General features: G+C 71.4%; 28 protein-coding genes. 19 read left to right on the forward strand and 9 right to left on the reverse strand.

Translation table 11 applies throughout. The features are described from left to right. Positions 1-17: 17 nt before the first annotated feature. From fdhD to AB0F88_RS04415, 7 genes are all read left to right on the forward strand, one after another. Complete coding sequence (fdhD, locus tag AB0F88_RS04385; RefSeq protein WP_362677235.1) at positions 18-851, forward strand: formate dehydrogenase accessory sulfurtransferase FdhD; 834 nt, start codon at positions 18-20, stop codon at positions 849-851. 442 nt (positions 852-1,293) lie between these two features. Then, positions 1,294-2,220: a metal ABC transporter substrate-binding protein gene (locus tag AB0F88_RS04390; RefSeq protein ID WP_362677237.1), complete on the forward strand. Its 927-nt coding sequence runs from the start codon at positions 1,294-1,296 to the stop codon at positions 2,218-2,220. Between the two features lie 36 nt (positions 2,221-2,256). Beyond that, complete coding sequence (locus AB0F88_RS04395; protein ID WP_362677946.1) at positions 2,257-3,009, forward strand: metal ABC transporter ATP-binding protein; 753 nt, start codon at positions 2,257-2,259, stop codon at positions 3,007-3,009. Further along, positions 3,006-3,839, forward strand: coding sequence for a metal ABC transporter permease (locus AB0F88_RS04400; RefSeq protein WP_362677239.1), 834 nt, complete (start codon positions 3,006-3,008; stop codon positions 3,837-3,839). Before AB0F88_RS04395 ends, AB0F88_RS04400 begins: the two co-directional genes overlap by 4 nt. Continuing rightward, positions 3,836-4,243 carry a transcriptional repressor gene (locus AB0F88_RS04405; protein ID WP_362677241.1) on the forward strand — a complete coding sequence of 136 codons (408 nt, stop codon included), beginning with the start codon at positions 3,836-3,838 and terminating at the stop codon, positions 4,241-4,243. The genes AB0F88_RS04400 and AB0F88_RS04405 overlap by 4 nt, the downstream gene beginning before the upstream one ends. A 255-nt stretch (positions 4,244-4,498) precedes the next feature. Then, positions 4,499-5,047 (forward strand): CGNR zinc finger domain-containing protein, encoded by a 549-nt coding sequence (locus AB0F88_RS04410; RefSeq protein WP_362677243.1) that lies wholly within the window; start codon positions 4,499-4,501, stop codon positions 5,045-5,047. Positions 5,048-5,131: 84 nt separating this feature from the next. Further along, a complete protein-coding gene (locus AB0F88_RS04415; RefSeq protein WP_362677245.1) occupies positions 5,132-5,626 on the forward strand; it encodes a carbonic anhydrase in 495 nt (164 codons plus the stop codon). Positions 5,627-5,678: 52 nt separating this feature from the next. Here the strand turns inward: AB0F88_RS04415 and AB0F88_RS04420 are convergent, their stop codons facing one another. Genes AB0F88_RS04420 through recO form a run of 3 tightly spaced genes read right to left on the reverse strand, consistent with a single transcriptional unit; the run spans position 5,679 to position 8,040 of the window. Further along, entirely contained in the window at positions 5,679-6,443 is a 765-nt protein-coding gene (locus AB0F88_RS04420) for a crotonase/enoyl-CoA hydratase family protein (RefSeq protein WP_362677247.1), read from the reverse strand. 44 nt (positions 6,444-6,487) lie between these two features. Beyond that, positions 6,488-7,306, reverse strand: coding sequence for an isoprenyl transferase (locus AB0F88_RS04425; RefSeq protein WP_362677249.1), 819 nt, complete (start codon positions 7,304-7,306; stop codon positions 6,488-6,490). Next, positions 7,303-8,040 carry a DNA repair protein RecO gene (gene recO / locus AB0F88_RS04430; RefSeq protein WP_362677251.1) on the reverse strand — a complete coding sequence of 246 codons (738 nt, stop codon included), beginning with the start codon at positions 8,038-8,040 and terminating at the stop codon, positions 7,303-7,305. The genes AB0F88_RS04425 and recO overlap by 4 nt, the downstream gene beginning before the upstream one ends. A 171-nt stretch (positions 8,041-8,211) precedes the next feature. Between recO and AB0F88_RS04435 the strand changes: the two genes are divergently transcribed. The 5 genes from AB0F88_RS04435 (at position 8,212) to rocD (ending at position 13,328) form a co-directional block, all read left to right on the forward strand. Then, on the forward strand, positions 8,212-9,786 hold the full coding sequence (locus AB0F88_RS04435) for a CDP-alcohol phosphatidyltransferase family protein (protein WP_362677253.1): 1,575 nt from the start codon (positions 8,212-8,214) through the stop codon (positions 9,784-9,786). Next, a complete protein-coding gene (locus tag AB0F88_RS04440; RefSeq protein WP_362677255.1) occupies positions 9,783-10,493 on the forward strand; it encodes a DUF5941 domain-containing protein in 711 nt (236 codons plus the stop codon). The genes AB0F88_RS04435 and AB0F88_RS04440 overlap by 4 nt, the downstream gene beginning before the upstream one ends. A gap of 145 nt (positions 10,494-10,638) precedes the next feature. Next, positions 10,639-11,136: an Lrp/AsnC family transcriptional regulator gene (locus AB0F88_RS04445; protein WP_362677257.1), complete on the forward strand. Its 498-nt coding sequence runs from the start codon at positions 10,639-10,641 to the stop codon at positions 11,134-11,136. Positions 11,137-11,269: 133 nt separating this feature from the next. Then, on the forward strand, positions 11,270-12,076 hold the full coding sequence (gene ddaH / locus AB0F88_RS04450; protein ID WP_362677259.1) for a dimethylargininase: 807 nt from the start codon (positions 11,270-11,272) through the stop codon (positions 12,074-12,076). Between the two features lie 40 nt (positions 12,077-12,116). Further along, positions 12,117-13,328: an ornithine--oxo-acid transaminase gene (gene rocD / locus AB0F88_RS04455; RefSeq protein ID WP_362677261.1), complete on the forward strand. Its 1,212-nt coding sequence runs from the start codon at positions 12,117-12,119 to the stop codon at positions 13,326-13,328. A gap of 58 nt (positions 13,329-13,386) precedes the next feature. Here rocD and AB0F88_RS04460 read toward each other — a convergent pair whose 3' ends face one another. Next, complete coding sequence (locus AB0F88_RS04460) at positions 13,387-14,934, reverse strand: alkaline phosphatase D family protein (protein ID WP_362677263.1); 1,548 nt, start codon at positions 14,932-14,934, stop codon at positions 13,387-13,389. Positions 14,935-15,217: 283 nt separating this feature from the next. Between AB0F88_RS04460 and AB0F88_RS04465 the strand changes: the two genes are divergently transcribed. Further along, positions 15,218-16,507 (forward strand): Glu/Leu/Phe/Val dehydrogenase, encoded by a 1,290-nt coding sequence (locus tag AB0F88_RS04465; protein ID WP_362677265.1) that lies wholly within the window; start codon positions 15,218-15,220, stop codon positions 16,505-16,507. A 168-nt stretch (positions 16,508-16,675) separates the two neighbouring features. Here the strand turns inward: AB0F88_RS04465 and AB0F88_RS04470 are convergent, their stop codons facing one another. Continuing rightward, positions 16,676-17,164 carry a MarR family winged helix-turn-helix transcriptional regulator gene (locus AB0F88_RS04470; RefSeq protein ID WP_362677267.1) on the reverse strand — a complete coding sequence of 163 codons (489 nt, stop codon included), beginning with the start codon at positions 17,162-17,164 and terminating at the stop codon, positions 16,676-16,678. A gap of 86 nt (positions 17,165-17,250) precedes the next feature. Here AB0F88_RS04470 and AB0F88_RS04475 point away from each other — a divergent pair, with 86 nt between their 5' ends. Further along, a complete protein-coding gene (locus AB0F88_RS04475; protein WP_362677269.1) occupies positions 17,251-18,339 on the forward strand; it encodes a substrate-binding domain-containing protein in 1,089 nt (362 codons plus the stop codon). 72 nt (positions 18,340-18,411) lie between these two features. Here AB0F88_RS04475 and AB0F88_RS04480 read toward each other — a convergent pair whose 3' ends face one another. Continuing rightward, positions 18,412-18,993, reverse strand: a complete 582-nt coding sequence (locus AB0F88_RS04480; RefSeq protein WP_362677271.1) for a TIGR03086 family metal-binding protein — start codon at positions 18,991-18,993, stop codon at positions 18,412-18,414. A 63-nt stretch (positions 18,994-19,056) separates the two neighbouring features. Here AB0F88_RS04480 and AB0F88_RS04485 point away from each other — a divergent pair, with 63 nt between their 5' ends. The 5 genes from AB0F88_RS04485 to AB0F88_RS04505 all read left to right on the forward strand — a co-directional run bounded on the left by AB0F88_RS04485 (position 19,057) and on the right by AB0F88_RS04505 (position 23,447). After that, complete coding sequence (locus AB0F88_RS04485) at positions 19,057-19,800, forward strand: helix-turn-helix domain-containing protein (protein WP_362677273.1); 744 nt, start codon at positions 19,057-19,059, stop codon at positions 19,798-19,800. A 196-nt stretch (positions 19,801-19,996) separates the two neighbouring features. Continuing rightward, on the forward strand, positions 19,997-21,406 hold the full coding sequence (locus AB0F88_RS04490) for an APC family permease (RefSeq protein ID WP_362677275.1): 1,410 nt from the start codon (positions 19,997-19,999) through the stop codon (positions 21,404-21,406). Positions 21,407-21,566: 160 nt separating this feature from the next. Continuing rightward, positions 21,567-22,577: an acetamidase/formamidase family protein gene (locus AB0F88_RS04495; RefSeq protein WP_362677277.1), complete on the forward strand. Its 1,011-nt coding sequence runs from the start codon at positions 21,567-21,569 to the stop codon at positions 22,575-22,577. 196 nt (positions 22,578-22,773) lie between these two features. After that, positions 22,774-23,049, forward strand: a complete 276-nt coding sequence (locus AB0F88_RS04500; RefSeq protein ID WP_362677279.1) for a hypothetical protein — start codon at positions 22,774-22,776, stop codon at positions 23,047-23,049. Continuing rightward, a complete protein-coding gene (locus tag AB0F88_RS04505) occupies positions 23,037-23,447 on the forward strand; it encodes a PIN domain-containing protein (RefSeq protein WP_362677281.1) in 411 nt (136 codons plus the stop codon). Before AB0F88_RS04500 ends, AB0F88_RS04505 begins: the two co-directional genes overlap by 13 nt. Positions 23,448-23,461: 14 nt before the next feature. Here AB0F88_RS04505 and AB0F88_RS04510 read toward each other — a convergent pair whose 3' ends face one another. The 3 genes from AB0F88_RS04510 to AB0F88_RS04520 all read right to left on the reverse strand — a co-directional run bounded on the left by AB0F88_RS04510 (position 23,462) and on the right by AB0F88_RS04520 (position 25,846). Then, positions 23,462-24,349 carry a Gfo/Idh/MocA family oxidoreductase gene (locus AB0F88_RS04510; RefSeq protein ID WP_362677283.1) on the reverse strand — a complete coding sequence of 296 codons (888 nt, stop codon included), beginning with the start codon at positions 24,347-24,349 and terminating at the stop codon, positions 23,462-23,464. A gap of 162 nt (positions 24,350-24,511) precedes the next feature. Further along, positions 24,512-25,456 carry an NAD-dependent epimerase/dehydratase family protein gene (locus AB0F88_RS04515; protein ID WP_362677285.1) on the reverse strand — a complete coding sequence of 315 codons (945 nt, stop codon included), beginning with the start codon at positions 25,454-25,456 and terminating at the stop codon, positions 24,512-24,514. A 45-nt stretch (positions 25,457-25,501) separates the two neighbouring features. After that, complete coding sequence (locus tag AB0F88_RS04520) at positions 25,502-25,846, reverse strand: YrdB family protein (RefSeq protein ID WP_362677287.1); 345 nt, start codon at positions 25,844-25,846, stop codon at positions 25,502-25,504. Positions 25,847-25,878 lie beyond the last annotated feature (32 nt).

Here is a 25,878-nt window from a genome sequence, read left to right on the forward strand (position 1 = left end):
GCGGACGGCCTCCGCCGATGGGTAGGGTCACCGTCAAGCGCCGGGTCCTGCGGCTGCGGGAGGCCGCGGCCGCCCACCGGGTCGACGTGCTGGCGGCCGAGGAACCCCTGGAGATCCGGCTCGACGGGCGGCCGCTCACGATCACCATGCGCACGCCGGGCGACGACTTCGACCTGGCGGCGGGCTTCCTGGTGAGCGAGGGGGTGGTCACCTCCGCCGAGGAGGTCACCGCGATCCGCTACTGCGCGGGCGCCACCGCCGACGGCGCCAACACCTACAACGTGCTCGACGTCAGGCTGGCCGCGGGCACCTCCCCGCCGGCGACCTCCCTGGAGCGCAACTTCTACACCACCTCCTCGTGCGGGGTGTGCGGCAAGGCCTCGCTCGACGCGGTACGCACGGTCGCGAAATGGCGGGTGGACGGCGATCCCGCACCGGTGACGGCCGAGGTGATCGCGGCGTTGCCCGACCGGCTCCGCGCGGCCCAGCGGGTGTTCGACCGGACCGGCGGGCTGCACGCCGCGGGCCTGTTCACGCTCGGCGGCGACGCGCTCTGCGTGCGCGAGGACGTGGGCCGGCACAACGCGGTGGACAAGCTGGTGGGCTGGGCGCTGCGCGACGGGCGCCTGCCGCTGGCCTCGACCGTGCTCATGGTGTCGGGACGCGCCTCCTTCGAGCTGGTCCAGAAGGCGGTGATGGCCGGCATCCCGATCCTCGCCGCCGTCTCGGCCCCCTCCTCGCTGGCCGTGGAGCTGGCCGCCGAGACGGGGCTGACACTCATCGGGTTCGTCAGGGGCAGCTCGATGAACGTCTACACCGGGGAAGGACGCGTCGGCCTGGTCCCCGGCTGAGGCCGGGCCGCACCTCCCGGCCACCAGCGGGGCCGGGCGCCCGCACCCTCGGACGCCGCGGCCCACCGGGAGCCGGGAGGTGCGGCCCGGATCCTCTCGGCCGGGCCGGAATTACCGCGTTCACCCCCACCGACCGCCGAGGCCGGAGAGCGGCGGCTCCCTGCCCGGCGACGAGAGCCCGGCCCGCGATACTCGCCCCCTTCGCCGGCCGGGCTCTCTGATGCCCACCGTCCGGAGGCCCCCGGTTCCCGGCCGCGGGCATCGCCCCCGTTCCCGGCCGCAGGCATCGCTCCCGTTCCCGGCCGCGGGCATCGCCCCCCGTCCCCGGCCGCGGGCATCGCGCGAGGCCCGGTTTTGACAACCATTTTCATTTACGCGCATACTAGCTAGCATGATGTCCGAGTCCTCCCGACGTATCCGTATACGTAATGCCAGCCTGGCCGTGTCCGCCGCCCTTCTCGCCGCCGTCACCGCCTGCGGCACCGAGGCCGGCTCGGCCACCGGCTCATCCGGGGGGGCCTCGGGCGTTTCCGCGGACGGGAAGCCCGCCGTCACCGCGGCCATGTATCCCCTGCAGTGGCTCGCCGGGCGGGTGGGCGGTCCCGACGCGACCGTCACCGGCCTGACCAAGCCCGGCGTCGAGCCGCACGACCTGGAACTGTCCCCGCTCCAGGTGGCCGGGCTGGAGAAGACCGGACTCGTCGTCTACATCAAGGGCGTCCAGCCCGCGGTGGACGAGGCCGTCGAGCAGCACGCCGCCGACCGGGCCTTCGACGCGGCCACCTCGGTCACCCCCCTTCCCGCGGTCGCGGAGGAGGAGGACCACGGTGAGGAGGGACACGACCACGAGGAGACCGGCCACGACCCCCACCTCTGGCTCGACCCGGCCCGCTTCGCGACGGTCGCCACCAAGCTCGGCGAGAGGCTGGCCACCGCCGACCCGGCGCACGCGCAGGGTTACCGGGACCGCGCCGCCGCCACCGCCGCCGACCTCACCACCCTGGACCGGGAGCTGGCCAAGGGCCTGGCCACCTGTTCCTCGGACGCGATCGTCACCAGCCACGCCGCGTTCGGCTATCTCGCCGACCGCTACAAGCTGCACCAGATCGGTATCAGCGGCCTCGACCCCGACGCCGAGCCCTCTCCCGCCCGCCTCGCCGAAGTAACAAAAGTGGCCAAGCAGGAGAAAGTAACTACGATTTTCACCGAAACCCTCGTCAGCCCGAAGGTCGGCGAGATCCTCGCCCAGGAGGTCGGTGCGAAGACCGCGGTCCTCGATCCGGTGGAAAGCCAGCCGTCGAACGGCGACTACCTGTCCGCCATGCGCCAGAACCTCTCCACACTCCAGGCAGCGCTCGGCTGCTCGTAAAGGCCACACGTGACATCCAGCAAAACGGTTTTCACCATGAACGGCGGCCAGGTCAACCTGGACCGCCGTCCGGTGCTTCGCGGGATCGACCTGTCCGTCGAACCCGGTGAGGCGGTGGCGGTGCTCGGCGCGAACGGATCGGGAAAGTCCACCCTCATCCGCGCCCTGCTCGGCCTCATCCCCCTCTCCGGCGGCGAGACCCTCCTGTACGGCAGGCCACCCGCCCGGTTCCGCGAATGGTGGCGGATCGGCTACGTACCCCAGCGGCTCTCGGTGGGCGGGGGTGTGCCGACCACGATCCGCGAGGTCGTCGCCTCCGGCAGGATCGCGAGGCAGCGCCGGCTGCGCCCGACCGGCGCGGCCGACCGTGAGGCGACCGGCAGGGCCCTGGCGGCCGTCGGCCTGGCCCACCGCGCCTCCGACCCGGTGCAGGCGCTGTCCGGCGGGCAGCAGCAGCGAGTGCTGATCGCCCGCGCACTCGCCGGGGAGCCCGACACCTTCGTCATGGACGAGCCCACGGCGGGCGTCGACTCCGGGAGCCAGCTGCTTCTCGCGGAGACCCTGTCCACGCTCGTCGCGCAGGGCAAGACGGTCCTGCTGGTCGCGCACGAGCTCGGCCCGCTGGAGCCCCTGATCACCCGGGCGGTGGTCCTGCGGGACGGGTACGTGTGCCACGACGGCCCGCCACCCCAGGCGGTCGGCACGCACGCGCTGCCCGGCCACGACCACGTGCACCCGCACGCCGAGGAGGAGCCCGTGAGCCCGCTCGACTGGAGGCCCGCCTCGTGATCGAGCTTCTGCAGTTCGACTTCATGCAGCGGGCGCTGATCGCCGCCCTCCTGGTCGGCCTGGCCGCCCCCGCCATCGGCACGTTCATGGTCCAGCGCCGCCTGGCCCTGCTGGGCGACGGCATCGGGCACGTCGCGCTGACCGGCGTGGCCCTGGGCTTCCTGACCGGAACGGCCCCGGTGCTGACGGCCGTGGTGGTCTCGATACTGGGCGCCGTGGCCATCGAGCTGGTCCGCGAGCGCGGCAGGACCAGCGGGGACGTGGCGCTCGCCCTGCTGTTCTACGGCGGCATCGCCGGAGGTGTGCTGCTCATCTCGCTGGCTCCCGGGGGGAGCAACGCCACGCTGATGTCCTACCTGTTCGGCTCGATCAGCAGCGTCGCCGTCGAGGACGTGTGGGTGATCGGCCTGCTGGCGGTGGCGGTGCTCGGCGTGGTGACCGTCTTCGGGCGGGAACTCTATGTACTGTGCCAGGACGAGGAGGTCGCCAAGGCCAGCGGCCTGCCGGTCCGCTTCCTCAGCCTGCTGATCGCCGTGACCGCCGCGCTGACCGTGGTCATCGCCATGCGCGTCGTAGGATTGCTTCTGGTGAGCGCTTTGATGGTGGTACCGGTGGCGACCAGCCAGCAGCTCACCCGGGGGTTCGTGAGCACGATGTTCCTTTCCATGCTGTTCGGGATGATCTCCACGGTCGGCGGCCTGGCCTCCTCCTTCTACATCGAGGTCCCGCCGGGCGCGATCATCGTCATCGTCGCTCTCGCGGGGTTCGTCCTCGCCCTCGGGCTCGGTAGATTCGTACGTCGAAGCCGACCTCAGGAGTCCAGCCCATGAGCAACAGGCGTGACGCCGTCCACGCGATCCTCCGCCAGAGCGAGGGGTTCCGCAGCGCGCAGGACGTCTACGCGGAGATGCGCGCGGAAGGCGCCAAGATCGGACTGACCACCGTCTACCGGGCGCTCCAGGCGCTCGCCGACACCGGCCACGTCGACGTGCTGCGCACCGACGACGGCGAGTCGGTCTACCGGGCGTGCGCCAGCGGCGACCACCACCACCACCTGGTCTGCCGCAGGTGCGGCCGTACGGTGGAGGTGGCCGGGCCCGCGGTGGAGCGCTGGGCCGAGACCATCGGTTCCGAGCACGGCTTCACCGAGATCACCCACACGGTGGAGATCTTCGGAACCTGCGGCTCCTGCGCCACCGCCGCCAAGCCGCTCCGCACGCCGAGCCGCGCCTGAGCGGACGTCCCGGCGCGACGGGGCACACGTACGAGAAGGCGACGGGGCACAGGTACGAGAAGACTGTTCTCAGGACGCGGCCCGCGCATCACGGCCCACCAGGGCATGCTTCGCGGAAAGCCTCGCCGCACGGGGCGCGCCACTGTGACGGGCGCCCGGGAGGGGGCGCCGGAGGTCCACGGGAGAGATACGCTTCCGACACGGCGAGCCGCCGTACGCGCCTCCACGTTGCAATCGCCTCCTACAGGAGTCAACATGCCATTCGGACATGACATGGTGCACTCACTCGCCACCGCGGTCGACCTGGTCAACACCTCCCCTTCCACCGGAGGCGAGGACACCCTGACCGACCTGCGGAAACTCGGCGACTTCGTGGCGCGCTGGGAGGTCAGCGGGATCGGCGAGCTGGACGCCGCCGACCTGACCCAGGTGCGCGCGCTGCGCGAGGCCTTCCACAGGGTCTTCACCGCCCCGGACCAGCCCACCGCGGTCATCCGGCTGAACACCCTCCTGAGCGGGACCCGCATCACCCCGCGCCTGGCGGAGCACGACGGCCACCCCCTGCACGTCCACTACTTCGCGCCGGACGCCTCGCTCCACGAGCACCTCGCGGCCGACATCGGGGTCGCCCTGGCCCACCTGCTCGTCGAGGGCGAGTGGGAGCGCCTGCGCACCTGCTCGGCGCCCGACTGCGACCACGTCTTCGTGGACGAGTCGCGCAACCGCTCGCGGGTCTACTGCGACAGCCGCACCTGCGGGAACCGGATGCACGTCGCCGCCTACCGCGCCCGGCGCCGGGCCTGACGTCACTCTCCGCTAATACCTATTGACTGAGTAGGTAATGCGGGTAGGTTGTGACGTGACGTCGCCTACCCCCGAGGAGAACCCATGAGCGTCACCGACGAGCTGCTCGCCAACGCCGAGCGTTACGCGGAGACCTTCGTCAAGGGCCACCTGCCCCTGCCGCCCGCGCGCGGGGTGGCCGTGCTGGCCTGCATGGACGCCCGCCTCAATCCGTACGGCCTGCTCGGGCTCTCGGAGGGCGACGCGCACGTCATCCGCAACGCGGGCGGCGTGGTGACCGCCGACGAGCGCCGCAGCCTGGCCATCAGCCAGCGCCTGCTCGGCACCAGGGAGATCATCCTCATCCACCACACCGACTGCGGCATGCTCACCTTCACCGACGACGACTTCAAGCGGCAGATCCAGGCCGAGGTCGGGATCAAGCCCGACTGGGCGGCCGAGGCCTTCACCGACCTCGACGAGGACGTCGTCCAGTCCCTCTACCGGATCAGGAACGACCCCTTCATCCCGTACACCGACTCGGTGCGCGGCTTCGTCTACGAGGTGGAGACCGGCCGCCTGCGTGAGGTCAAGGCCTGAGCCGGGGCGACGCGGAGGGGCGCGACCCCGGCACCCGGCCGGGAACCGCGGGTCACGGAGCGCCGAAGTCGCCGTGGCGGCCGGCCCCCGCGGCGAAGCGGGACGCCCCGGCCACCGCGCCGGGCAGGGCGTTCAGGCCGTGGCGCAGCTCCCCCGCCATGGCCTCCGGCTCGGGAAGCCCCTCCTGCTCCAGCACCGACATGCGGTCGCCGCGCATGCACTCCTGGGGAAAGCGCGCGATGGAGGCGGCCAGGTTCTCGGCGGCGGCGCGCGAGGTGCCGGCCGGCACCACCCGGTTGACCAGCCCCATGCCGAGGGCCTCCGCGGCGGCCACCGGACGGCCGGTGAGGATCATGTCCATCGCCCGTCCCGTCCCGACCAGCCGCGGCAGCCGGACGGTGCCGCCGTCGATCAGCGGGACGCCCCAGCGGCGGCAGAAGACCCCGAACACCGCGTCCTCCTCGGCCACCCGCAGGTCACACCAGAGAGCCAGCTCCAGCCCTCCGGCGACCGCGTGCCCGGCGACGGCCGCGATCACGGGCTTGCCGAGCCGCATCCGGGTGGGCCCCATCGGCCCGTCGCCTTCGGGATCCACCCGGTTGGCGCGGCCCTCGGCGACGGCCTTGAGATCGGCTCCCGCGCAGAACGTGCCCCCCTCGCCCCACAGCACGGCCACCGCCGCGCCGGGGTCGGCGTCGAAGTCGCGGAAGGCGTCGGCGAGCGCCCGGGCCGTGGGGCCGTCGACGGCGTTGCGGACCTCGGGCCTGGAGAGCACGACGGTGGTGACGGGCCCGTCGCGTTCGATCCTGACAGTCATCCGGGGGCACCTCTCAGCGAGCCGGCGTCACCCGGAACATAACATCATTCCGCTGCGGCACCCGGGACACCCGAGGCGTCCCGCGCGGAGGGGACCGCGTTCGGCACCGCTCCCCCGTATCTCCGGTCGCGCTTGGCGTACGTCTCGCAGGCCTCCCACAGATCGCGGCGGTCGAAGTCGGGCCAGAGACGGTTGAGGAAGACCATCTCGGCGTACGCCGTCTGCCAGATCAGGAAGTTGGAGATGCGCTGCTCGCCGGAGGACCGTACGAACAGGTCGACGTCGGGGATCTGCGGCTCGTCCAGGTATCGGGCGAAGGTCTCCTCCTTCACCCGGCCCGGCTTCACCCGCCCGTCGGCGATGTCCTGCGCCAGGCGCAGGGCGGCGTCCACGATCTCGGCGCGGCCGCCGTAGTTGACGCAGAACTGCAGGGTGAGCGTGGAGTTGCCCTCGGTCATCTCCTCGGCGTCGCGCAGCTCCTGGATGACGCTCCGCCACAGCCGGCCGGGGCGGCCCGCCCAGCGGACCCGCACGCCCATCGCGTGGAGCTGGTCCCTGCGGCGGCGGATGACGTCGCGGTTGAAACCCATCAGGAAGCGGACCTCGTCGGGGGAGCGCTTCCAGTTCTCCGTGGAGAAGGCGTAGGCCGACAGGTAGGGGATGCCGAGCTCGATCGCGCCCTCGATCACGTCGAAGAGCGACGCCTCGCCCGCCTTGTGCCCCTCGGTGCGGGGCAGGCCGCGCTGCTTGGCCCACCTCCCGTTGCCGTCCATCACGATCGCCACGTGCCGGGGCACGAGGTCACGCGGGATCGGGGGCGGGGTGGCGCCGGAGGGATGCGGGACGGGTGGGCGGACGTTCACGTGGCGAGCTCCCTTTCTACGTGTCGAAGAGAGCGTATGCCGTGTTCCAGGTGCCACTGGAGGTAGGCCGCGACCAGGCCGCTGCACTCGGCGCGGTGCCGGGCGACGGAGGCGTCCGCGGTGAGCCAGTCGCCCTTGAGCAGCGCCACCATCAGGGCGAGGGTCTCCCCCTCGGGCACCGCGGCGCCCGCGGGACGGCAGCTCCCGCACACCACGCCCCCGGCCACGATGGCGAAGGCCCGCACCGAGACGGCCTTGCACCGGGCGCAGGCCTCCAGGGCCGGGGCGTACCCGGCGACGGCGAGGGAGCGCAGGAAGTAGGCGTCCAGGACGAGCCTCGCCTCGTGCTCACCCGCACCGAGCGTGCGCAGGCCGCCGACGAGAAGCAGGAACTGGCGCAGCGCGGGCTCCTTCTCCCCCATGACCAGGCGGTCGGCGGTCTCCAGCATCGCGGTGCCCGCCGTGTAGCGCGGGTAGTCGGAGACGAGCGGCTCGCCGTACGGCCGGATGGTCTCGGCCTGGGTGATCATGTCGAGCGTGCGGCCGGTGTGGAGCTGGAGGTCGACGTGGGTGAACGGCTCGAGCCTGCCCCCAAATCGTGATGTTGTCCGCCGGACCCCCTTGGCGACGGCCCGGATCTTGCCCATCCGCCGGGTCAGGACGGTGACGATGCGATCGGCCTCGCCCAGCTTGTGGGTGCGCAGCACGATGCCGTCGTCACGGTACAGACTCACCCGCACAGTGTAGTGGGACCGTTCACTTGGCAGAGGTGGAACCATGATCAAACGACACGGATAGATCACCGGTGCGTGTTGTTCACCCAAAACTCACTAAACTTTGGCCTCTGGCGAAATGCCGCCCCCGGTTACACCGCCTCAACACCCGTCTCCGCACGAAAGGGTGCCATGCCCCGCGTGGTCCTGCTGGGCTCATCGCCCGGCCCCGATGCCGCTCCCGGCCAGGCGACGCCCGCCGCGTTGACCCTGCCCGCGCTTCCCGGCTGCCCCACGGTGATCGGCAAGCTGCACGGCCAGCTCGCCTCACTCGACCCCCAGCCGGTGACGATCGTCCGCTCGGGCGACGCCGCCGCCCACCGGGGCTTCCCCGGGAGCCTGGTCGAGACCTCCGACCTGGCCGGCGACCTGCGCGCCGTGGCCGACGCGGTCGAGGGCGCCACCGAGAACCTGCTCTTCCTGCCGACCAACTCGCTGATCCACGACGAGCTGATCTACCAGATCACCAAGTCGAAGCGCGGAGCCCTCGCGCTGATCACCAAGGAGCCGCGGGAGGAGGACGAGAACGGCGACGTCATCGTCCCCGACGTCCCGATCGACGAGGCTCTGCCGGAGATCGGCGACCGGAGACTGGAGGGCCTGCCCGTCCGGGTGCGCGCCCGCAAGTCCCGGGTCATCTCGGTGGGCTCGGCCTTCCACGGGGTGACCAGGCCCAACTCGGTCCTGCTCGGCCCGCTGCACCTGCACCACAAGCACGCGCCCGTCCTCGCCGAGGCCGCCCGCGAGCTGGCCGACATGGCCCACCTGCTGGGTCCTGACGACGACCTGGTCCAGCTGCTGGTCCTGGGCCTGGTGCGCAAGGGCGTCTCCGTCGGCATCCGCGGCCGCCGCGACCTGTTCTTCCGCCGGGTGTCCTCTCCCGAGCAGGCCGCCGAGGCGCTCGCCGAGATGTCCACGTTCAACGAGGACAAGGCTCGGCTGAACAACGCGGTGAAGGGCGCCGACGGCTTCTTCACCACGTACTTCGTCAGCACCTACTCCCGCTTCATCGCCCGCTGGGCGGCCAGGCGGGGGCTCACCCCCAACCAGGTCACGCTGATCTCGATCGCGCTGGGCGTGGCGGCGGCGCTGTGCTTCGCCACCGGCGAGCGGGCCGGGATGGTCGCGGGCGGCGTGCTGATCTACTTCGCGTTCGTCTTCGACTGCGTGGACGGCCAGGTCGCGCGGTACGCCCGCAAGTTCGGCGTGCTGGGGGCGTGGCTGGACGCCACGTTCGACCGGTTCAAGGAGTACGTGGTCTTCGCGGGCCTGGCGGTCGGCGCGGCGGTCTCCGGCGTCGGCGACGTCTGGACGCTGGCGCTGATCGCACTCGGCGTGCAGTCCATCAAGCACCTCCTCGACTTCTCCTACGGCGCGGCGAACCGGCGCAAGCCCCCGTCGCCGCTGCCCTCGGTGCCGCTGTCGGTCAGCGCCGACACCGGCCTGCGCCAGGCGCTCGAGCAGCGCAAGAACGCCACGACCAGCGGGATCCGCAGCCTGCTGAAGATGTGGGGCAGGGCCGGCAGGTACCGGGCCGTGCACTGGGCCCGCAAGATGATCGTGTTCCCCATCGGCGAGCGTTTCGCCGCCATCGCGATCGTCAGCGCCCTGTTCGACGCCAGGATCACCTTCCTGACACTGATCATCTGGGGCGGCATCGGGGCCGCCTACTCGCTCACCGGACGCCTGATGAGGTCTCTCGCATGATCACCCAGCCGCAGACCGTCCCCGCTCCGGACCCGTACGAGGAGCGGCTGCGCGTGCAGACCGCCCGGCTGCTCGCCTACCGCGACGACGGCCCGCTGGTCACGCTGCTGCGCGGCAAGGTCGGACCGGGCCTGCCCCCGGTGCCCGCCTCGCTCGCCGCGCTGCTGGCGATCATCGCGATGGCCGTGACCGGGATGCTGACGGACGGGCCGATCCTGCTCGTCCCGGTGCTGGTCATGATCGTCCTGGTGCTGCCCACCGCGGCCCGCGACCACCTCGGCAAGCTCGACTGGCTGGCGCCGCCGCTGATCCGGGCGGCCGAGTTCCTCACGATCATCCTGATCGGCCTGGCGGCCGACGCGCCCAAGTGGCTGCTGTACGTGCTGATCTACGTGATCGGCTACCACACCTACGACACGGTGTACCGGACGCGGCAGAGCATCTGGCCGGCTCCCTGGGTGTTCCAGGCCGGGCTGGGCTGGGAGCTCCGGCTGCTGCTGGTCGGCGCCGGTGCCGCGCTGGGCGTGCTGACGTGGGTGCTGGCCGCCCTCACGCTCTACCTCGGCGTGCTGTTCGCGGTCGAGAGCGTGACGAGCTGGGTCGGCCTGGACAAGCAGACGGCGAACGCCGCCCAGGCGAGCGACGACCTGGAGACCTCCCCCGAGGAGGCCCAGGAACAGGCCACCGGCGAAGCCGACCAGACCTGACCGAACCTCGCGAACGGCGAATGCCGCCGGGCAGATGATCTGCCCGGCGGCATTCGTGTGTCCGGGCCGTGTATCCGGGGTATCCGGGCCACGCCACCGCCGCCCACCGCGAACCCGCGCCGATCCAGGCGGTATACAGGTCTGCGTGGAACTGGACAGGCTGGATCGCGACATCATCGAGGCGCTCGTCGAGGACGCCCGCGCCACGTACGCGGAGATCGGGCAGCGGGTGGGCCTGTCGGCGTCGGCGGTGAAACGCCGGGTGGACCGGCTGCGCGAGACCGGCGCCATCACCGGGTTCACCGCCCGGGTGGAGCCCGCGGCGCTCGGCTGGACCACCGAGGCCTACGTGGAGCTGTTCTGCGCGGGCAAGACCTCGCCGTCGGAGATCGGGGTGGCCGTCGGCCGCCATCCCGAGGTCGTCTCGGCGTGCACCATCACCGGCGAGGCCGACGCCCTGCTGCACATCAGGGCCACCGACGTGCGGCACGTGGAGAGGGTGATCGAGCGCATCGCCGCGGAGCCGTTCGTGGTGCGGACCAAGAGCTCCATCGTGCTCTCCCGCCTGATCGAGGCCCCCCTGGTCACCTCGCGCAGCGAGCCGTTCATCGCCCCGCACAACGAATCGACGTTTCTGACGTGAAACACGCAAGAAACCCGCGTCAGCACGCAAACACAGCCCCTTGGCCTGCGAGAACGCTGTTCCTAGGCTGATGGCACCGCCGTCGAGACCGTGACGGCGGCTGTCACCACGACCTTTACCTGCGGGGTTATCCATGACGAGGCACTACCTGATGTGTCGGCCCGACCACTTCGCGGTCGAGTACGCGATCAACCCGTGGATGCATCCCGAGTCCGGCGCCGACCGCGAGGTGGCGATCAGGCAGTGGGAGACCCTCAGGAGCGCCTACGAGGAGCTCGGGCACCGCGTCAGCCTCATCGACCCGGTGGAGGGCCTGCCGGACATGGTCTTCGCCGCCAACGGCGCGCTGGTCGTGGACGGCCGCGTGTACGGCGCGCGGTTCACCCACCCGCAGCGCGCGGCCGAGGGACCCGCGTACCTGAGGTGGTTCGTCGACAACGGCTACGACCGGGTCCACGAAGCGGCCTTCACCAACGAGGGCGAGGGCGACTTCCTCACGCTCGACCACCTGGTGCTGGCCGGGACCGGGTTCCGCACCGACATCACCGCGCACAAGGAGGCCCAGGAGTTCCTCGGCCGCCCGGTGGTGACGCTGCAGCTGGTGGACCCCCGGTTCTACCACCTGGACACCGCACTCTTCCCGCTAAACGGACATAACGTGGCATACTTCCCAGGGGCCTTCTCGCCGGGGAGCCAGGAGGTGCTCCGCGTCCTCTTCCCCGACGCCGTCGTCGCGAGCGAGGACGACGCGGCCGTACTGGGCCTCAACGCCGTGAGCGACGGCGTCAACGTGGTGATCAACGCCGAGGCCGCCGACCTGCAGCTCGAACTCAAGCGCCGTGGCCTCGAGGTCATCCCGGTGGACCTGTCGGAGCTTCGCAAGGCGGGCGGCGGCCCCAAGTGCTGCACGCTGGAGATCCGGGGACGGCGCGCGGCATGAGGACCACGGACCAGGCGAACCAGGGAGGGGCGGACATCGGATGACCGGCACCGAAGACTTCATCGAGCTGAGCGAGCGCCGCAGCGCGCACAACTACCACCCCCTGCCCGTCGTGATCCGCGAGGCGCAGGGCGCCTGGGTCGTCGACGTGGAGGGCAGACGGTTCCTCGACTGCCTGTCCGGCTACTCCTCCCTGAACTTCGGGCACGGCAACCCGAAGATCATCGCAGCGGCGCAGGAGCAGCTGTCGCGGCTCACCCTGACCAGCCGCGCCTTCTTCCACGACCAGTTCGCCACCTTCGCCGCCGGGCTGGGCGACCTCACCGGCAAGGACATGGTCCTGCCGATGAACACCGGCGCCGAGGCCGTGGAGACCGCGATCAAGGTGGCCCGCAAGTGGGGCTACGAGGTCAAGGGCGTGGCCGCCGAGCAGGCCAACATCATCGTGATGGAGGACAACTTCCACGGCCGGACCACCACGATCGTCGGCTTCTCCACCGACCCCGACGCCCGCGGCGGCTTCGGCCCGTACACCCCCGGTTTCAGGATCGTGAAGTACGGCTCCGTCGAGGCGATCCGCGAGGCCGTCGACGCCAACACCGTCGCGGTGCTGCTGGAGCCCATCCAGGGCGAGGCCGGGGTGCTGGTGCCGCCGGACGGCTACCTCACCCAGGTCCGCGAGCTGTGCACCGCGGAGAACATCCTGATGATCGCCGACGAGATCCAGTCGGGTCTCGGCCGCACCGGCGAGACCTTCGCCTGCGACCACGAGGGCGTCGTCCCCGACGTCTACGTGCTGGGCAAGGCCCTGGGCGGCGGCGTCGTCCCGGTCTCGGCGATCACCGCGAACGAGGACGTGCTCGGCGTGATCAGGCCGGGCCAGCACGGCTCGACCTTCGGCGGCAACCCGCTCGCCTGCGCGGTCGCCAACGCGGTCATCGAGCTGCTCGGCACCGGCGAGTACCAGGCGCGGGCCAGGGAACTCGGCGAGGTCATGCACGAGAGGCTGCGCGGGCTGATCGGCCAGGGTGTGATCACCGTGCGCGGGCGCGGCCTGTGGGCGGGGGTCGACATCGACCCGTCGCTGGCGAGCGGGCGGGAGGTCTCCAAGGCGCTCATGGCCCACGGCGTCCTGGCCAAGGACACCCACGGCTCGACCATCCGCCTCGCCCCGCCGATCGTCGTCTCCGAGGAGGACCTCCTGTGGGCGGTCGACCAGCTCGGCGCGGTCCTGGCGGAGCTCGCACGGTGACCCCTCCGGTGCGGCCCGCGCCCCGGAGGGGACGCGCCGCACCGGAATCCCGGGGCCTCTAGCGGACGGAGGAGTCCTCCTCCAGCTCCACGACGGTGATCTCCGAGACCTCGGTGCCCGTGGCGGTGTCCCAGCGGACCGACGTGGGGGCGGTGTCCAGGGAGAGGATCGCCACCGCGTTGGAGAACCACGGGCCGTTGGTGATCCGCCACTTGAACGGCGGCTTGGGGATCTTCGCCGCGCGGGAGAGCGAGCGGCCGACCAGGGTGGCGATGCCGAACTGGGCGACGATGTTGGCCAGGCGGAGGGTGCGGCTCAGCGGGTTGCGGATCGGGGAACAGACCAGCTGGTAGATGGGAAGCCCGCGCGCCTTGGCCACGTAGGAGTAGTGCACGTCGCCGGAAAGCATGATCACCGGCTTTCCCAGCCCCATCAGCAGCTTGGACAGGTCCTCGAACGAGCGGCGGAAGGCCGCCCAGTGCTCCAGGTCGACGGCCTGGCGCAGGGTCTCCGACCAGCGGGCCACGGTCTTGCCCCAGGCGCCCTGGGCCAGGGCCTCGTTCCAGTTCTGGATGTGGTGGATGCCCGCCGGGAGCAGGAACGGCACCGAGGAGCCGATCACGAAGCGCTTCGCGCCGTCCCTGCGGAGCTGCTCGGTGAGCCACTCCCACTCCACCGGATCGATCATGCGCCGGTCCCTGGGGTCGAGCTGGCGGGAGCAGCGGGAGTCGAGCATGATCAGACGGGTGTCGCCGAGGTCGCGGGCGTAGCTCCACCGGCTGTCGGCGGGGACGTCGTAGGCGTGCTCGGCGAAGACGTCGAGGACCTCGGCGCCGTCCCCCTCGGCCGCGCACACCTTGCTGAGCACCTCGTCGGAGGCGCGTTCCGCCGGCGACATGTTGCCCAGGTGCTGGTAGACCCAGTAGGCGCCGATCCCGGAGACCACCCGGTGCCGCCACCAGGGGACGTCCTCCATCGCCGTACGCCAGGAGATGGAGGTGTTGAAGTCGTCGCGCAGGTCGTGGTCGTCGAAGATCATCGCGGTGGGCACGGTGGAGAGGAGCCAGCGGATCTCCGGGTCGGTCCACGCCAGGCGGTACAGCTCGGCGTACTCCTCGAAGTCGGCGATCTCCTTCTTCGGGTCGGTGTCCCTGCGGCTCGCGATGAACTCCAGCATCTCGGCGGACGGCTCGTCGGCGTAGACCTGGTCGCCGAGGAGCAGCAGCAGGTCGGGCCAGCGCTCGTCGGGCGCGTCCGGCAGGGTGCCGCCGTACGCGCGCAGCACGTCCACCCCGTGGGAGATCGTGTAGACGAGGTCGTGCGGCACGCTGGTCCGGCAGGAGCCGAACATGACGCGGTTCGGGCCCTCCGGGCCGAGCAGGCGGATGCGGCTCGGCGGCTGGTCGGGCAGCGGCCACACGGTCTCCCCGCCCAGGCGCACCTCGTAGGTCCCGCCGCTCTCCACGTCGACGATCGCGTAGTGGTGGCCGTGGACGGTGAACGTCCTGGCCTCCGAGCGCACGCCGCCGACCTCGACCGTCACCTCACACGGCTCGCTCGTCTCCACCCACACCGACGCGCTCGTCTCGTCGACATAACGCAGCATCGGTCCGACCACAAGTTCCGGCACGTTCATCCCCTCAGCCACTGCACAACGGCAAGAATCCATGACCGGAGACTGCCAAATCTGCGTGTTACCCCCAGATTGCCCAAGAGGACCGGCGGATAACAACGCACCTCCTGTTCGCGTGCTCGCGAACAGGCCCGGTGATCAGTCATCAGAACGAAACACGGTCCGTCCTTGGGGGCAAAAAACCGCACCTACTCTGATCGTGACCATGTGCCCCGAGTGGAGCAAGGGCGCTCCGCTCACCGTACGGAGGTTTGCCTTGACAACGCTCACGGTGCCGTCGACGACGCCGGCCGCCACCGCTCCGGTCAGCCCGGGCCGGCAGGCCCTCGACTCCGCGCTGTTCCGGCTCGGCCAGGCGGCCGACCGGCTGGACCTGGACGACAGCCTGCGCGCCATGCTCGCCACTCCCCGCCGCTCACTCGCCGTCTCGGTCCCGGTCCGCCGCGAGGACGGCCGGATGGACGTCGTGCAGGGTTTCCGGGTTCAGCACAACACTACCCGGGGCCCGGCGAAGGGCGGCATCCGCTTCCACCCCCGCACCGACGTCCACGAGGTCACCGCCCTGGCCATGGGCATGACGTGGAAGTGCGCGCTGGCCGGCATCCCTTACGGGGGCGCCAAGGGCGGCGTCTCGGTGGACCCCGCCTCGCTGAGCGCCCGCGAGCTGGAACGGGTCACCCGGCGCTACGTCAACGAGGTCCTGCCGATCATCGGTCCCGAGAGGGACGTCCCGGCCCCCGACGTCGGGACCGACGAGCGGACCGTGGCCTGGATCATGGACACCTACTCGGTGAACGCGGGCTACCCGGTGCCCGGCGTGACGATCGGCGGTCCCGTGACCCCCGGCCGCGCGCCCGACCGGGCCGGTGCCACCTCTCGCGGCGTGCGGATCGCCACGCTCAGGGCCCTGGACGGCTCCCCCGAGGGCCGCACCGTCGCGATCCAGGGCTTCGGCAAGGTCGGCGCCCCGGCCGCGCGCTACCTCGCCGACGCGGGCTGCCTGGTGGTCGCCGTCTCCGACCGCACCGGGGCCGTGATCGACCGCTCCGGCCTGGACGTCGACGACCTGCGGACGTGGTCGGAGGAGACCGGCGGCGTACGCGGCTACCGTCGGGCGGACGCGCTGTCGTGGGAGGAGCTGCTGGAGCTCGACGTGGACGTGCTCGTCCCCGCCGCGATGGAAGGGGCGATCACCGAGGAGAACGCCACCCGGATCAGGGCCGGTCTGGTCGTGGAGGGTGCCAGCTCCCCCACCACGCCCGGGGCGGACCGCGTCCTCGCCGACGCGGGCGTCACCGTGGTCCCCGACATCCTGGCCAACGCGGGCGGCGTGATCGTCTCCTACCTGGAGTGGCTGCAGCACATGCAGGCGCGCTCGTGGAGCGCGCGCGAGGTCGACGCGAGGCTCCGCGGCATCGTGGAGGACGCGTTCGACACGACCGCGACGGTCGCCGCCGAGCACGGGATCACCCTGCGACAGGCGGCCCATCTGATCGGTGTCGGCCGGGTCGCCGAGGCCCACCGGGCGCGCGGGCTGCACTCCTGAGGCCGTGATCGGTGCCGGCCGTGTCGCCGAGACCCACCGGGCGCGGGCTGCACTCCTGAGGCCGTGAGAGGGCGTGTCGTGGGGCCTGACGAAGCCGTGGACCGGAGCGCGGCGCGGTCCCCGCGGATCAGGGCGCGCATGGGCTCCGACGCCGCCGACCCCGGCGCGTCACGGGCGGCCGGGACCGCCCTGAGCGCCCGGGACCACCGGAGACGGGACAGCCGGCGAGTCGTCCAGGGCGGTGACCAGCCCCTCCAGATCCCGCATGAGCCGCTCGGTGCGCTCGGTGCCGTAGACCGCCTCGATCAGCCGATGGTGCTCGGCCACCCCGCCCTCGACCCGGGCCAGCAGCTCGGACCCGCGGTCGGCGAGGAAGACGGCGACCTTGCGGCGGTCGCCCGGGTCGTGACCCCGGTAGACGAGGGAGCGGTCGATGAGCCGGTCGATGGCCTTGGTCAGCGTCGGGTGCGGCATCAGCACGGCCTCGGCCAGGTCGCCCATCGAGTGCCCCCGGCCGTCGGCGAGGGCACGCAGGATGCGCCACTGCTCGACGGAGACGTCCTGGGCGGTCACCGCTGCGGCGAGTCCCCGGTTGACGCTGCGCTCGGCCCTGCTGAGGAGGTAGGCGAGCGAGGATCCCAGCCCGGTCGTCACCACATGGAGCTCCCGTCTGCGTCACGATCCGTGTCCCGTCCGAGTAACGGGACTGCCGTACCCATCCATTCCGGAGGATACTCGTCTGTGTGGCAGAAGCCATCACACCCGTCATAGAACCCCTGGAAGCCCAGCTGCTCCCGGGGGACGCGCTGCGCGTCGGGCTGGTCGTGCCGATCTCCGGCGTGCTCGGCCTGGTGGGGCCGTGCGCGATCAACTGCGCGATCCTCGCCGCCGACGAGGTGAACCTCGCGGGCGGGATGCTCGGCAGGCCGGTGGAGCTGGTCCTGGTCGACGGCGGCCGCCCGGCGGCGCAGGTGGCCGCCGAGGTGGCGGGGCTCGCGCGCTGGGGCGCGATCGACGCCGTGGTCGGCACCCACGGCAGCGACGTCAGGATCGAGGTGGTCCGGGCGCTGGCCGGCAGGGTGCCGTTCGTCTACGCGCCGCCGTACGAGGGGGGCGGTCACGCGCCGGGGGTCTACTTCCTGGGCGAGACCCCCGCCCGCCAGCTGCGGCCCGGCCTCGACTGGCTGATCGACCGCCGCCGGGCGCGCAGGTGGTTCCTGCTCGGCAACGACTACGTCTGGCCGCGCCTGGTCCACGGGGCGGCCCGCCGCCACCTCGCCGCGCGGGACGTCGGGGTCGTCGGCGAGCTCCTGGTGCCGTACGGCGCCCGCGACTTCTCCCCGGCCCTGGAGAGGCTGGTGGCCGGCCGGCCCGACGCGGTGCTGCTCAGCCTGGTGGGCAGCGACCTGGTCGCCTTCAACCGGGCCTTCGCGGCGGCCGGATTGTCCTGGCCGCGGCTCTGCGGCGCGCTGGAGGAGCACGGCCTGCTCGGCATCGGCGGCGACGCCACCGGCGAGCTGTACGGGGCGATGGGTTACTTCGCGAGCCTGGGCACCGACGACAGCCTGAGCCTCGGCGAGCGCTACATCCGCCGGTTCGGCTCGACCGCGCCGCTGCTCAACGGGCACGGGCAGGGCTGCTACGAGGCGGTGCTGATGCTCGCCGCGCTCGGCTCGCGCGCCGGGACGCTCGCCGTGCCCGAGGTGGACGCGATCGCCGACGGCACCTCCATCGTCACCGCGCGGGGGCGGCTGACCCTGCGCGGACGCGGGGTGCGGCGGCAGGCCCACATCGGCCGGGCCGACGGGCTGGACTTCGACATCGTCCGCTAGGGCCGGTACGGACGTCGGATCCTCAGGCGGGCGGAGGACCTCGAACCCGCGGGACAACCCCGCGCGGTGTTCTCAGCGGGTCCAGGCGGGGTCGCGGCCGATGAGGCCGAGCATGCGGTCCAGCGGCGACGCCGAGGCCGGGACGGCGACCTCCGGCCCGTAGACGCCCATCTCCCGCCCCTGCGCGGCGTTCTTGGCCAGCTCGTCGTGCAGGTACGCGACAAGGTCGTCGTCCCAGGCCGGGCGCCGGTCGATCGCCCGCGCCAGGTCCCAGCCGTGCACGACCAGCTCCCCCACCACCATGCCTCCGACCAGCGACGCCGGCAGCTCCATCGGGCCGCCCATGTGCGTCGTCCCCTCCCACGCGGCGGGACGGCTCCAGGCGGCCACGGTGCGCTTGACGTGGATGTCGAGGGCGGCCGCCCAGTCCCCTTCGGTCAGGTCCACGTCCTTCTCGCTCCCGGCCGGTGGCGGTACGGTCTCCTTGCGCGCGGCCGCCTCGAGCGACGGTCCCCAGAACAGCAGGTGGTTGATCAGCTTGCGCACGTCGTACTCGGAGCACGGGGTCGGGGCACTCAGCCGGTCCGGCTCGATGATGTGAATGATCTCCGTCAGGGGCGCGGCCGCGCGGATCATCAGCTCTCTGTCATGCATGGCGTCAAGGAAAGCACCTCGCGCGACGGGTGTATTGAACAAACGCGACATAGGCTCGGCCGCATGTCCAGGGACATCCGTGAGCTCGCCGGTGCGTGGACGAGGTTCCAGCGCCACGCCTTTCCGAGGCCGTCGCCCGATCTGGCGCCGTACGTCGAGCGCTACTGGGTGGTCTCGTGGGACTACGCCGAGCCCTACCGGCAGCTGGTCGTGCCGTACCCCAATGTGCACCTGACCTTCCGTGACAACGGCGCGACGGTGCAGGGCATCTGTGACGGGCATCAGATCAAGGTGCTGGAAGGCAGGGGCGGCGTATTCGGGGTGGCGTTCCGGCCGGGGGGATTCCGGCCGTTCCTGGGTGCGCCCGTCTCGACGATCACGAACCGGTCCCTCGACGCGCGCCAGGTGTTCACCGGTGACCTGCCGGACCCGGTCGACGTCGCGGCCGTCGAGGACTTCCTCAGGGCGCGGCTGCCCGAGCGCGACGCCAAGGTGGAGCGAGCCGCGGGGATCGTCGCGACGATCGCCGCCAATCCGGAGATCACCAGGGTCACCACGCTGGCCAACCACGCCGAGACCAGTGTCCGGGAACTGCAGCGGCTGTTCGCCGACTACGTCGGCATCGGTGCGAAATGGGTGATCCGCCGCTACCGGCTGCACGAGGTCACCGAGCGGCTGGCGCGGGGCGCGCCGGCGGACTGGGCGGGACTGGCGACCGAACTCGGGTACGCGGACCAGGCGCACTTCGTCCGGGACTTCAAGGACATGTTCGGCGAGTCTCCGACCTGGTACGCCGAACGTCTCTAGGGCCCGTACGGGGTCGAGGCCTGGGGGACGGGCCCGGTTCCGGACCTGCGGCAGTGGCTCGCCGGCGGGTGCGGCGGTTCCGTACCGGCCCCGGATGTGCGGCGGGTCAAGGTCGGACAAAAACGTTCGACTGGAAACTTTTCCTTTGAAAAGAAAGGTTCTAGGGTACGGCTGCAGCCACTTCAAGGAGCCGTACATGACAACCGATCCCTCACTGGAGCAATTCGGCTACCGACAGGAACTCCGCAGGTCACTGAGCTTCACCGACCTGCTCGTCTACGGCCTGATCTTCATGGTCCCGATCGCGCCGTTCGGCATCTTCGGCGGCGTCTTCCAGGCCTCGGGGGGCATGGTCGCCCTCGCGTACGCCATCGGCATGGTCGCGATGGCCTTCACCGCGCTCTCGTACGCGCAGATGGCCCGCGCGTTCCCGATGGCCGGATCGGTCTACACCTACGCGGGCCGCGGCATCGCCGCGCCCGTCGGCTTCCTGGCCGGGTGGGTGATCCTGCTCGACTACGTGCTGGTGCCCGCCCTGCTCTATCTCATCGCGAGCGCGGCGATGGCCTCCTTCGTGCCCGCCATCCCCGTCTGGGGCTGGCTGATCGTGTTCGTGGTGCTCAACACGGTCGTGAACTACACGGGCATCCAGATGACCGCGCGGATCACGAAGATCATGCTGATCGGCGAGCTCATCGTGCTGGCGATCTTCATGGTCGTCGGGGTGGTCGCCCTGGCCCAGGGCAAGGCCCAGGCGGGCGCGCTCAGCCCGCTGTTCGACTCCTCGACCTTCTCCTGGTCGCTCGTCTTCGGCGCGGTCTCGATCGCGGTGCTGTCCTTCCTCGGCTTCGACGGCATCTCGATGATGGCCGAGGAGAGCCGCGAGGACTCGCGGCGGCTCGGCAGGTCCATGGTCGCGGCGCTTGGCCTGGCCGGGGTGCTGTTCATCGCGCAGACCTGGGTGGCCGCGCTGCTCACCCCCGACCGGGCCCGCCTGCTGACCGAGGGCGACCCGGCGGGCACCGCCTTCTACGACATGGCCGCGTTCGCCGGGGGCCACTGGCTCAGCGTGCTGACCGCGGTCGCCACCGCCATCGCCTGGGGCTTCGCCAACTCCCTGGTCGCCCAGGCCGCCACCTCCCGGCTGCTGTTCGCGATGGCCCGCGACCGCCAGCTCCCCTCCTTCCTGGCCAAGATCGACCCCAAGCACCGGGTGCCCGTCAACGCCACCCTCGTGGTGGCCGCGGTCTCCCTGATCGTCGGGCTCTACCTGACCACCCGCGACGACGGCATCACGCTGATCAGCGGGCTGGTCAACTTCGGGGCGATGACCGCCTTCCTCGCGCTGCACGTGTCGGTGGTCGTCCACTACGTCGTGCGCCGGGGCAGCCGCGACCTGTGGCGGCACCTCGTCGCCCCGGTGCTCGGCTTCGCGATCCTGCTCTACGTCGTGATCAACGCCAGCATCGCGGCCCAGACGCTCGGCATCGTCTGGTTCGGCGTCGGCCTGGTGGTGCTGGGCGTCTCCTACGCCACGGGCCGTCGGCCCACCCTGGCCGGACTCGTCGACACCCCGGAGGCACCCGACACGGCCGGCAAGCCCTGAGAGCCCACGACCCCCGTCCCACCGACCCGACAACATGCGAGGGCAGAACCGTGTTCGAGATCTTCCAGGAGGTCGGGGAGGGGCCCGGCTCCCTCCGCGCCCCCTCCGCCCTTCCCGTCGCGGAACGCGGTTCCGCCCCGCTTCCCCCGGAGGGCGCGCGATGAACGTCTTCTCCTACCGCCCCGCGCCCGAGGACCTCAGCTACACCTTCGGCGGGCGGCCCGCGGTGGCCAGGGTCGCCCCCGGCTCCATCGTCGAGACGTACACCGAGGACTGCTTCGGCGGCCTGGTGACCTCGGTCGACGACCTGCCCTCGCGGGTCTGCGAGTTCCCCTACCTCAACCCCGTCACCGGGCCCTTCCACGTGGAGGGGGCCGAGCCCGGCGACACGCTCGCGCTGCACTTCGTCTCCATCGAACCCGCCAGGGACTGGGCCGTGTCGGCCACGTTCCCGCACTTCGGCGCGCTGACCGGCACCCACACCACCGCGATGCTCACCCCTCCCCTGGAGGAGCTGGTCTGGCGCTACGACATCGACACGGCCGCGGGCGTGGTCCGCTACCACGCCCGCAGGAGCGACTTCACGGTCGAGCTGCCGCTCGACCCGATGCACGGCACGGTCGGCGTCGCGCCCGCCGCGTCCGAGGCCCGCATGACGATCACCCCGGACGCCCACGGGGGCAACATGGACACCCCCGAGCTGCGCGCCGGGGTGACCGTCTATCTCGGCGTCAACGTCGAGGGCGGGCTCTTCGCGATCGGCGACGGGCACGCCAGGCAGGGGCACGGCGAGGTGTGCGGCACCGCCGTCGAGGCGGCGATGAACACCGTCGTCGCCGTGGAGCTGATCAAGGGGGTGAGCACCCCGTGGCCCCGCCTGGAGGACGACGCCCACCTGATGTCCACCGGCTCGGCCCGCCCGCTGGAGGACGCCTACCGGATCAGCCAGCACGACCTGGTCACCTGGGCCTCCGAGCTCACCGGCCTGGACCCGCTGGACGCCTACCAGCTGGTCAGCCAGATCGGCGAGGCCCCGGTCGGCAACGTCTGCGACACCAACTACACGATGGTCGCCAAGCTTCCCAAGTCCGCCCTCGGCCGTCCGGACGCCTACGAGTCGGCCCACGATCGCCTGCGCGCCCTCGGCCGGAGGTACCTGGCCGAACGCTGACCGGGGACGTCCCGCCGTCTTTCCGGCGGGGACCCGGCGAGCCGGCCGTCCGCGTCGTGCCACCGGGGCGCGCGACGCGGGCGGTCAGGTCGCGGCGGTGACGATGTCCTCGCCGATCACACCCACATCCTGATCACTCCACGTCAAAAGAAGATAACCCAGTGCGAACAAATCTCGATGGGATTAACCTAGGAGCATGGCTGAGCCCGCATTCGAGATAGCCCTCGACGAGGCATCCGAGCATCTTGACCAGCTGACCCGTGCGGCCAGTGAGCGGGGTATCGCCTACCTCACCGAGCACGGACGGCGCCGATTCATGGTGCTTCCCGCTGAGGACTCTCCGGAGGCTTGGCAGGTCGGCACCGAGGTTCAGGACGAGGAAGAAGATTCCCTCGAGACCCTGATCGGCTCCGCTCCCGGGCTCTCCGCGGCGACCGACCTCCAGGCATTGCGGAACGAATGGCGCCGGTAGTCATCGACAGCTGCGTCCTGTTGGGGATCTTCGACCCCAAGGACTCGCTGCACAGAGTCGCCGCCGAGACCGTTCGGGAGCGTCGTCTCCGTGGTGACAAGCTCGTCGTCCCCATCATCGTGTCTTCGGAGATTCTGGTGGGCGCCGCCCGTCAGGGCGAGCACGCCCTGACGGACCGGCTCAGACGTCTCGTCTCCGCGTTCGGCACACCGGTTCCCATCGATCTGGACGTCGCCGTCACGGCGGCCAGGCTCCGTGCGACACACTCCGCGCTGCGCCTGCCCGACGCTCTCGTACTGGCCACCGGCATCGTCATGGATGCCGAGGTCCTCTCCGCCGACAGGAAATGGGCCAAGATCGACCAGCGCGTCACCCTGGTCAGACCCGCGACCGCCTGACTCACCGGCCTCGATCAGGTCGCGGCGGTGACGATGTCCTCGCAGATCGCGTGGGTGGCCAGGGCGTCGCCGGCGTCGAGGACGGTGCCGGAGCGGACCGCGTCGAGAAACTCCAGGCAGACCCGCTCGATGCCCCGCTGCCGGGAGACCGGGGTCCAGTCGCCTCGCCTGGTGAGGGTCTCGCCGCCGGTGTAGTCGATCACGTCGGCCAGGTTGACCACGCGGCGCCTGGCACCGCCTCCCGTGACCTCCACGGTCTCCTCGGCCGCACCGCTCATCCTGTTCATGATCCCGAAGGCGGTGAAGCCGTCCCCGGACAGCTCCAGCGTCACGTACTCCAGCAGCCCGTCCCTGACCCGGGTGCGGATGCCGGTGTGCTCGACCTCGCCGGGCACCAGGAACCTGAGGGTGTCCACGACGTGGACGAAGTCGTCGTAGACGACGGTCCGCGGGTCGGCGGGGTGGCGCGCGCGGTGCTTCTGCATCACCACCAGGTCGCGGGGAAGGTCGCGCAGTGCCGCGTAGGACGGTGCCCTGCGGCGGTTGAAGCCGACGAGCAGCGACCGTTCGCTCTCGCGCGCCAGCCGCACCAGGCGCTCGGACTCGGCGAGGGTGTAGGCGATCGGCTTGTCCAGGTAGACGTGCACGCCCGCTCGCAGCAGCGGCTCGACGACCTCCGCGTGCGCGGCCGTCGCGACGTGCACGAAGGCCGCCTCGACCCCCGCTCCGAGCACCTCGTCGACCGAGGAGAAACGGCGCTCGACCCGGTAGGCGTCGCCGAGGCGGTCGAGCGTGGCGCGGTCACGGGTGCACAGGTGGAGGTCGAGTCCGGGGGTCGCGCCCAGGACCGGCAGGTACGCCTTCTCCGCGATGTCCCCGAGGCCGATGACAGCGATCTTCATGCTCAAAGCGTACGGCGTGCCCCCGGCCCCGCCCCGGCGGGTGCGGCCCCGGCCTCCCCGTTCGGGCGGGTGCGGCCCCGCCCCGGCAGGGGCGGCGTGCCGCCGATCCCACCCGGCGGGGGTGCCCCGCGCTCCCCCGCGTACGGCGTGGGACGTCCTCCGCTACGCCGCCACGGCCAGGCGGTCGCGCCACCAGGCGAGCGTCGCGGCCAGCGCCTCGTCCATCGGGGTCGGCGCGAGGCCGAGGGCGGCCTGGGAGTCGCCGGAGTCGAGGACGAAGGGGCGGACGAACTGGTAGCGCAATTCCTCCAGTTCCCCGAGCATCGGTGAGAAGAGCCCGGCGGCGCGCAGCAGCCAGTGGGGCATGGCCTTGACCCCCGGATCGGGGACTCCGGCGAGCGCGCACAGGCGGCCGGCGACCTCGCGCACCGACATCGGCTCGTTCGTCGGGACGTGCCACGCGCGGCCCCAGGCGCGGTCTCCCTCGCCGGCCGCGACCAGGGTCCGCGCGACGTCGGGCACGTAGGTCCAGCTGTGCGGCTGGGCGGGGTCGCCGGCGAAGCGGACGGTCCTGCCGGCCAGCAGCGCGGGGACGAACCTCTCCCCGAGGTGCGACTGGTCGAGACAGCCGGGGCCGAAGTAGTCGGATCCGCGCACCTCGGTCACCCTGACCCGGCCCGCCTCGTGCGCGGCCAGGGCGTCCCGCCACACCTTGACCCGGATCGCGCCCTTGGCGCTGGGCGGGTCCAGCGGGTCGTTCTCCCGCATCGGCCGGTCGGGAGCCGCGTAGACGTAGAGGTTGCCGAGGATGACGTATCCCGCCCCGGTGGTCTCGGCGGCTCCCAGCAGTGACGCGGCGAGCGGCGGCCAGTCACGCGCCCACTCGTGGTAGCGCGGGTTGACGCAGTTGTAGAGGACGGCGGCGCCCCCGGTCAGGGCGGTCAGCTTCTCGCGGTCGCTCACGTCCGCGGCGACCCTGCGGATTCCCGGCAGGTCGGGACCCGAGCCCGAGCGGCTGACGAGGACGACCTCGTGCCCCTGCCCGGCCAGTTGCCGGGCGACCTCGGAGCCGACCTGACCGGCTCCCGCGATGACGTGCTTGGTCATGATTCCTCTTCCTTCACTGATCGCTGATCGCCGATGTGTCCGGCTTCACTGGTTCCAGACGAGCCGGAGGACGGCGTTGAGGACGAAGACGGCGGCGAAGGCGGCTCCGGGGACGAGGCGGCCCGCCATGACCAGCGCCACGGCGCCGCCGCCGAACCAGAGCACCTCAAGGACGACGCGGGCGAAGCCGGTGAGCGGGATCATCGCGCCGCCGGCCGCGCCGAAGATCGCCCAGATCGCGATGAACAGGGCGGGCCCGCCGAGGCCGAGGAGCAGCTTCAGCGGCCAGTCCGAGCCCACGACGAAACCCCAGTAACCGACGGAGGCCAGCACGCCCAGCTCCAGCAGGAACATGACGAGAAGGTTGAGGTTCTTGGCCAGGGACAGCATGGAGGCTCCTTGAGAATCACCGTTCCGTTATG

Source organism: Streptosporangium sp. NPDC023963 (assembly GCF_040639135.1).
Lineage (GTDB): Bacteria > Actinomycetota > Actinomycetes > Streptosporangiales > Streptosporangiaceae > Streptosporangium.